The 7,051-nt window shown below is 41.2% G+C and carries 5 protein-coding genes and 2 pseudogenes; 1 reads left to right on the top strand and 6 read right to left on the bottom strand.

Annotated features, from left to right (window positions below; genetic code table 11):
• Positions 1-13 precede the first annotated feature (13 nt).
• The 3 genes and pseudogenes from Q0541_RS14435 to Q0541_RS14445 form a co-directional block, all read right to left on the bottom strand.
• Positions 14-1,063 (bottom strand): DUF2891 domain-containing protein, encoded by a 1,050-nt coding sequence (locus Q0541_RS14435; protein ID WP_298911403.1) that lies wholly within the window; start codon positions 1,061-1,063, stop codon positions 14-16.
• Positions 1,064-1,619: 556 nt separating this feature from the next.
• A pseudogene (locus tag Q0541_RS14440) lies at positions 1,620-1,870 on the bottom strand (B12-binding domain-containing radical SAM protein); the annotation flags it as partial.
• 838 nt (positions 1,871-2,708) lie between these two features.
• Positions 2,709-3,695, bottom strand: a complete 987-nt coding sequence (locus tag Q0541_RS14445; RefSeq protein ID WP_298911404.1) for a CHAD domain-containing protein — start codon at positions 3,693-3,695, stop codon at positions 2,709-2,711.
• Positions 3,696-3,982: 287 nt separating this feature from the next.
• Between Q0541_RS14445 and Q0541_RS14450 the strand changes: the two genes are divergently transcribed.
• Positions 3,983-5,050: a DUF3616 domain-containing protein gene (locus tag Q0541_RS14450; RefSeq protein WP_298911405.1), complete on the top strand. Its 1,068-nt coding sequence runs from the start codon at positions 3,983-3,985 to the stop codon at positions 5,048-5,050.
• A gap of 45 nt (positions 5,051-5,095) precedes the next feature.
• On the opposite strand, the gene Q0541_RS14455 is transcribed toward Q0541_RS14450, so the two are convergent.
• The 3 genes and pseudogenes from Q0541_RS14455 to Q0541_RS14465 all read right to left on the bottom strand — a co-directional run.
• A complete protein-coding gene (locus Q0541_RS14455) occupies positions 5,096-5,500 on the bottom strand; it encodes an NIL domain-containing protein (protein ID WP_298911406.1) in 405 nt (134 codons plus the stop codon).
• 322 nt (positions 5,501-5,822) lie between these two features.
• The gene (locus Q0541_RS14460; protein WP_298911407.1) at positions 5,823-6,221 is read right to left on the bottom strand and encodes a CVNH domain-containing protein; all 399 of its coding nucleotides are present in this window, start codon (positions 6,219-6,221) and stop codon (positions 5,823-5,825) included.
• A gap of 279 nt (positions 6,222-6,500) precedes the next feature.
• Positions 6,501-6,998 (bottom strand): annotated as a pseudogene (locus Q0541_RS14465) (actin-binding WH2 domain-containing protein); the annotation flags it as partial.
• Positions 6,999-7,051: the final 53 nt, after the last annotated feature.

A 7,051-nucleotide genomic window follows, 5' to 3' on the forward strand; every position in this document is an offset into this window, starting at 1 on the left:
TCGTCTAGACTGTTCAAATAATTTGCCCTTGCAATCCCCGATTCGTTAGGAGGTAAACAGCAAAGGTTCCTAGCCAGTGACTAGCTGCATAATGTTCAATGACAACATCTGCTAGTCCATTTTGCCGATGGTGAACGGCAGTAAAGCGAAGGGTTTGTATGCGGCGATCGCCATTTGCCAATCCAGAAATGATCCCCTCAAGCATCCAAGCGCGACTGAGATTAAGACCCCAGAAGTGGGATTGCATATAATCTTGAGGATTATCTACGATGTTCGGTTCTAACCAATTTGCTGAATTCTCAATCGGTATTTGGGGAAGAAAATCGGTCAGCCACTCAGTGAAAGCTGTTGTTGGGAGGATTCGCCGCATCAGGTCTGCTTCAGCAAGGCCAGGAGAGAGAAAATCGTAACCAAGCGGCTCGAATTGTAAGGAATAATTGCGATCGTTGAGATAGAATTGCCGTGCCTTGTTTTCTACTAACTGAGTGAAGTCGGTATTTTCGGTAATCCGTGCCCAATCTAGCATCAAACCAAGTGCAAAAGCTGTTTGGTTATGCATCCCTGTGCGATTTGGGAGTTTCAGTGCCTCAATCCAACGGTGTAAGTTAGCTGCAATCAACTTTTCGAGCGGTTCTAATACAATCCGCCATTCTTTCGCTTGAGGATGATTCCACTCGTGAAGTTCCGCAGCCAGTTGCAGAAGCCATGCCACACCATAAGGAAATTCATAAAAGGGTAGCCGTTGGAAATGGGCAATCTCTCCTTGAATCTTCTCAGGTGTAAGGCTCTGCTCAAGTGCTTGCTTTGACGCTGCATTGAAGGAAGCTTCAGGAAAGTGACGCATAAGACGTACCAGCAACCAATGACCATGTACAGCTGAATGCCAATCTAAGCAGCCATAAAAAGCAGGAGTCAATTCACGTGGTGGTTTTATATCCTCGTCGCTATCAACCCAATACAGATTACTGTTGGGATATTCCCGCCCGATACAATCCAGCACTAATTGAGCAAATTGTGCCGCAGTCGTTTCATTAATCTCCAAATTATCGGCTGGTATGGTCACTTAGTACAGTTTTGCGTAAAAGCATAGCGTTTTTAATGCAGGCGAACACATTAACATTGTACTGGGATGCATTGGTATTGTAAGGGGACGCATTAACAATGTATTGCGACGCATTGGCATTGTAAGAAGACGCATTAACATTGTATCGGGATGCATTGGCATTGTAGAGGGACGCATTAACAATGTGGCCAACGCATTAACATTGTATTGCGATGCATTGGCATTGCAAGGGATTTAGATCCCAACTTCTTGAAGAAGTCGGGTATCTGGGCGGCAACTTTTGCTTAAGTACCATTCCACCCAAGAATTTGTCTTAACCAGCAACACATCCTTGGGTGAAGACGCGATGAATCGCGTCTCTACAAATGGTCTATTTGTCGCATTCTTTTTTTAAATTGGTATTACGCAAAATACCTCTCTAACTCTTATTCCTCCGTGTCGCGCCAGTTGCTGCAAGTAGGGGAACCCGCCCAATGCACTGGCTTCTCTGTGCCTCTGCGGTTTAGATTCTTCCGTGACTCGTGCGTAAGTCATATTAACCCAAGCCTATTGTAAATAGTTGATCTGGGTTTTTGGTGCAAGGTTTGTGACCATAGAGAACAATAATGTCGCAAAATTCACACTGAAAGGGACATCCACGCGAAAATTGCACCTACATCTCTGCATAGGCTTCAAATTCTAGTAAGTCAAAGCGAGGAGTTGGAGTATTGGTAACATCTGGTTTTTCACCATCAGAGCGAAAGATACCTGTGCGATCGCTGCTACAAATAAGGGTAGAGTGATTTCCCCTTCATCCAATATTATGTAGACGCGCAGCGCAAACCCAAAGACTCGGAAACTTTGGGCTTGTCGTCAGACATCGCAATTTCCAGAAATCCTCAAACATGCATGGGTAAATGATTTAGCCGGAAATACCAGGACTTTTGGGACGGTTCTAATATCTGTTCTTTTTATGACTTGGCAAATTGGCAACTATCAGAAAATTAACTGTGTTATTTTCAATACTATACAAGGTGTATTTGCACTTTCAAGCTATTTAGACGGGCTGCAACCCGTCTTTATTTATCACCAGACCTCTTTGAAATCTCGTTTTCAGGTTCTACCTTGGAAATGGACTTTCATTGCGGCTCTGCTGCGAATTCGGGACTCTGTATGGGCATTCCCAGTCGCAGACTGGGAACGAGGCAAGAACGAGGCAATGAAATTAAATATTTTTGGAGACGCTCCGCAAACGCAGAGCGTCTCGAATAGAAGAATTATATTGATTGAGTGAAGGGATTGAACGCACTGCTTTGGGCTTTTAAGGTCTAAGAGGATGTTTGAAAAGTCTAAGAGCGTGTGTTTCACTACCCTGGCTACCGAGAAACTGCTACGAGAGAATCGGAGTTTTGGGATTTGAGATCGCGCTCCTGAGTCGCACTTGAGGCTCAAGCCAACTCTTTTCAAACAACCTCTAAGGCGATCGCAACCAGTTTGACCGGGGAGCTATGCTAGAAAGGGCTGTTGGACTAATTTCAGGCTTGTGCTGTGCTGAAAATACTCCTATTGTCCAGATTCCCCAGAGCAGTGTTTATGTTTTGTCGCTAGAGGCTCTTATTCAACTGTCTGCTCGTTAGTCCAATCCTTGCCCAATAAAGAGAAACTTTTAATTTGTTATTACTCCTGAAAGCGGGTGCAGTATTGTTAAATGAAAGCTATGCCTGGTTTCAGCTTTCAAATAGCGTTCTTGCAAGGGTTGCCACTGCTGCCACGACTGGTAACGATTTTCAGTTAACAAATTAGCAAGGGTGGGCAACTCAGTTTTAATTTCTGACTTGAATACATCTGTAAGCCAGTCAGTTAAGACCGCACTATCTTGCATCGTACCCAAAATTTCTTGGATACTTTTCACTTCTGTAAGATAAGCTGCGTAAGACTCGCCATATAAGTCAGTAAATAACTCCATCTGGTAGCGTATACGTTTAGCTTCTTTTCGCAAGCTATGAAGAATTTCACCTTCTGTTGTCAATTGTTTTTCTATCTTTTCTGGTTTCCAGTTTTTCTGAATTTTCACTTCTGATTCCACAAATTGGGTGCCAACTAGCCAACCCGGGTGCAGTAAAAAGTTACTCAATTCTGGTAAAAGTAAATCTGGTAGCACTTGCTGGATAGCAACAGATGCCAAAGGTTGATAACTGGGTTTCTCTAACCATTTCTCTAATGCATCTTTTAGAGACTTGTAAGATTCATCTTTTAAGGTTTTCTGCACACTCGATAGGACATCTTCACGTTGTTTAGCCAAAGCTGTGAAAGCTGTTTGCAGAGATTCCTGCTCTTTGCAGGGTAAGTTTGGTTTGTAATTATTTTCCAAACTTTCTTTGAGTACGTCTAAATCTCGCAGACTACCAAGACGACGGGCTATTTTACCAATATTTTTATCGCTGACTGGTTTTGACACATCTAACGCTAGCCCAAACCTAGTTACAGCCGTGCGTAGCCGACGCATTCCCACTCGCATTTGGTGCAGCGCTTCTGGATCTTCATCTTTCTTCACTGATTTTTCCCACTTCAAGGTTTTCTTAAAGTGTTTTTCAATCGCTTGATACGCGTAGTCCCCTAGAGTTTTTACCGTGGGTTGTGTGGCTAATTTCATAATTGGTCTTAATGACTACTTAATCAGGTTATTGCATAATAACATTAGTTAAAAGTTTGCATCTACTACTTTTGATATTTTTTTATTCAATGAAAATGGGAAAATATTCTTATGACTATCTATATTTGCATACTCTTTTATAAATATGCCATATCTCTCAAAGGTTTGAAAAGCAGATTCACTCTTGCAATTTGATATTAACGATTGTTTAATAATATTTTGCATAGATTAAATGATTTATTATCATAGCAGAATAAATCTTTTCGCAATCAGAAAGATGATTTAAAATGTCAAACTCATATTTATTAAGTCAATTTTTGTTAACTTTTATAGATAATTTTAAAGAACATGGAAAAGACTTATCAGCAGTGTTGTTAACACATCAGAAGTATTTATGGTTAGGGTCAGATGAAACCTCAACTATTGAACAACTCTCTTTGGTTGATACTGATAAATTTACAGAGCATCAACAATTTCGGGTAGCAGAATTTATCAGTTTACCTGCATCAGAAGAGGAAGAAATTGATATAGAAGGACTTGCTTACACTGATTATTATCTATGGTTTGTTGGTTCTCATAGCTACAAACGTAAAAAACCTAAATCTGAAAAGACAGGTGTACAAAACTTTAAAAGGCTGGCAAAAATTGAATCAGAACCCAACCGTTATCTTTTAGGAAGGATTCCGATGATAGACGGTAAGTTGTTCTCATCTTGCCCACATCCGCAAAATCCAGGTGTGCAGTTGAATGCCGCTAAACTAGAGGTGACGAACCAGGGTAATTTGCTGATCACAGCTTTGGCAGATGATCCCCATTTAGGCTTATTCATTAAGGCAGCAATTCCAGGAAAAGATAACGGTTTTGATATTGAAGGAATAGGCATTTACCAAAACCGTATTTTTCTGAGTTTGCGTGGCCCTGTATTGCGGGGTTGGGCTGTTGTTCTGGAAATAGAGTTAGAAGATTCTAGTCCAGGACTCTTGAAACTGGGGCAAATTGGGGAAGCGGAGGAGTTATATAAAAAGCATTTTCTCTGGTTGAATGGTTTGGGAATTCGGGATTTGTGTGTAGATGGAAAAGATTTGTTGATTTTAGCCGGCCCAACGATGGATTTAGATGGCCCTGTGCAAATTTATCGTTGGGTAAATGGTATGAATTCGCGAGAAAATGTCTTCAATAATCCAGATTTGGTGCAAGATATTCCCTATGGAAATCGGGAAGAACACGCTGAGGGAATGACGCTATTTGAGGATGTAGCTGGTATACCTTCGCTATTGGTAGTTTATGACTCTCCAGCAAAGACTAGATTGGTGGGTGATAGTGGTGTAATAGCGGATGTGTTTAAGCTGGGATAAGCAATTTTGGACTTCGGCTACGCTCAGTCGAACGATTTTGGATTGTTAAAGGTTAGTGGAGATTGCTTGTACGGGACAGCTGGGGATACACTGTTCGCAGACGATACAGCGCGATCGCGTGAATGTCAACTTGTGTGTCTCTGGGTGGAGGGTGAGGGCTTCGGTAGGACAGACCCCAGTACACAAGCCACAGTGAACACAGACATCAGGATCAATCGCAATTTCGCCTAATGTAGAAGAAACACTAACATGGCGCGATCGCATCCACTCGATCGCTGCATCTAGTTGATCGATATCTCCCGATAGTTCCACTACCAGTTTGCCAATTTGATTTGGGGCAACTTGGGCACGGATAATATTGGCGGCGACGTTGAACTCTTTGGCCAGTACGTAAGTCACTGGCATTTGCACGGCGCGTTTTGGGAAGGTGAGTGTTACTCGTTTTTTCACAGGTTTAGCAGAGGCTTTTTTCTGTTGTAACGTATTGGGAGTTTTATCAGTTCTTCTCTACAGGACGCTGCGCGAACTGCCCAATGTGGCAGCCAGACTAAAAACCGTTAGTATCTGTTGGTGTTATTTCATTAGACATCTCCAGAAATTAAATATGCGTAACCTGAAACCCTTGTAGAGACGCGAAATTTCGTGTCTCTACATTCATTTTCGGAGATGTCTGTCCTCTCTGCTTTGATCAAATGAGATACTTCGGGCTGGGGAATGCCAAGAAGTTCGCTGATTTCGCGATCGCCCTTTTGGAGGTCGGTTTTACTTCGACTCAGGGGCTGCTCGTATACTTCAGAACACCTTCAATATTTTCAATTCCTTGTAAGACTGTTGAAGTCCACTGAAGTGTGCCATCTCTTCTTTTACAAGCAGCTTTTAAATAGTTTCCTTTGATGCGGATATGCTGGCAACTGAACTGATAATTGCTAGTTTTATCAGGGTCAGTCACTTCTAAAGTGCCGTTAATATTTTCAATCCCCTGTAATTCTATTGAAGCTTTGTTGAACGAACCATTGCTTCGGCTACAACTAGCTGAGAGAACGTTGCCATAAACTGAGATGTGGTTACAGCTTTTCTGATAACTGCTAGGTGTAGCATTAGCAGGGCTATTAATCCCAACTAAAGTAGATGTTGCTAAAAGAGCAATTACACTAAATAAATTTCGCTTCATGATTTTGCTTCTCTATGCCGACAAATTGTTCTACATCTTCAAGTAAGCCGATTTCGGATGCAATCCCATAATTTTTTGACTTTAGATGGGGTAAGTTCACGCCCAAACATTGTTGGCGAAAGTGTTACAAGTGATCAGAAAAACTTTTTACTAACGCTCTCTAGTAAATGCGGTATTACCCCAGTTACTCGTGATATCCTCTATTAATGCCGCTCCTAGTTTTCGCGCCCAAATGTCAAAAATATCACTAACACCAAACGTATTGGTATAAATCTTAGATTAGCGCAAACCTAAAATTTCGGAAATCGCCGCTACAATATCCAGATAGAAGTTGCCTTTGACTGCGCGAAACAATTCAAATTTAGAGTCAGGGGCACCAAAAAACGGTCTGAGAAACCATCCTAACTGCATACCAACAAAGGCATAAAGCAATAACCAGGATCTTAAAATAGTGGTGCGGGTTTTTTTGCCAACTTCATCTTGTTGAGAAAGTAATTGCATTCCTTCATAAAGGAATTTAACGCCAAAGATGCCTGTAATTCCAAAAATTAATACATTCAACAGTTTAAAAAATTGATAAGAATCGGGTGTAGTAATCAGAAAAAATAGTGTAACTGGTGCCAAGCTGAATAAAAGCACACTAATCACCGATACAGATGTAAGCAACACAACGAAATGTTGTTGAATATTACTTCGGGAACCAAACAAAACATTAAAAAAGAATAAAGTTGGGAAACAAATAATCAGTGTTAATAAATAAAATGCTGGAAGTTTAATATAGCAATCCTAAATCATTTGTAAAAAATCACAGTTGTTGATACTCTGAACAA

Source organism: uncultured Nostoc sp. (genome assembly GCF_937863485.1).
Lineage (GTDB): Bacteria > Cyanobacteriota > Cyanobacteriia > Cyanobacteriales > Nostocaceae > Nostoc.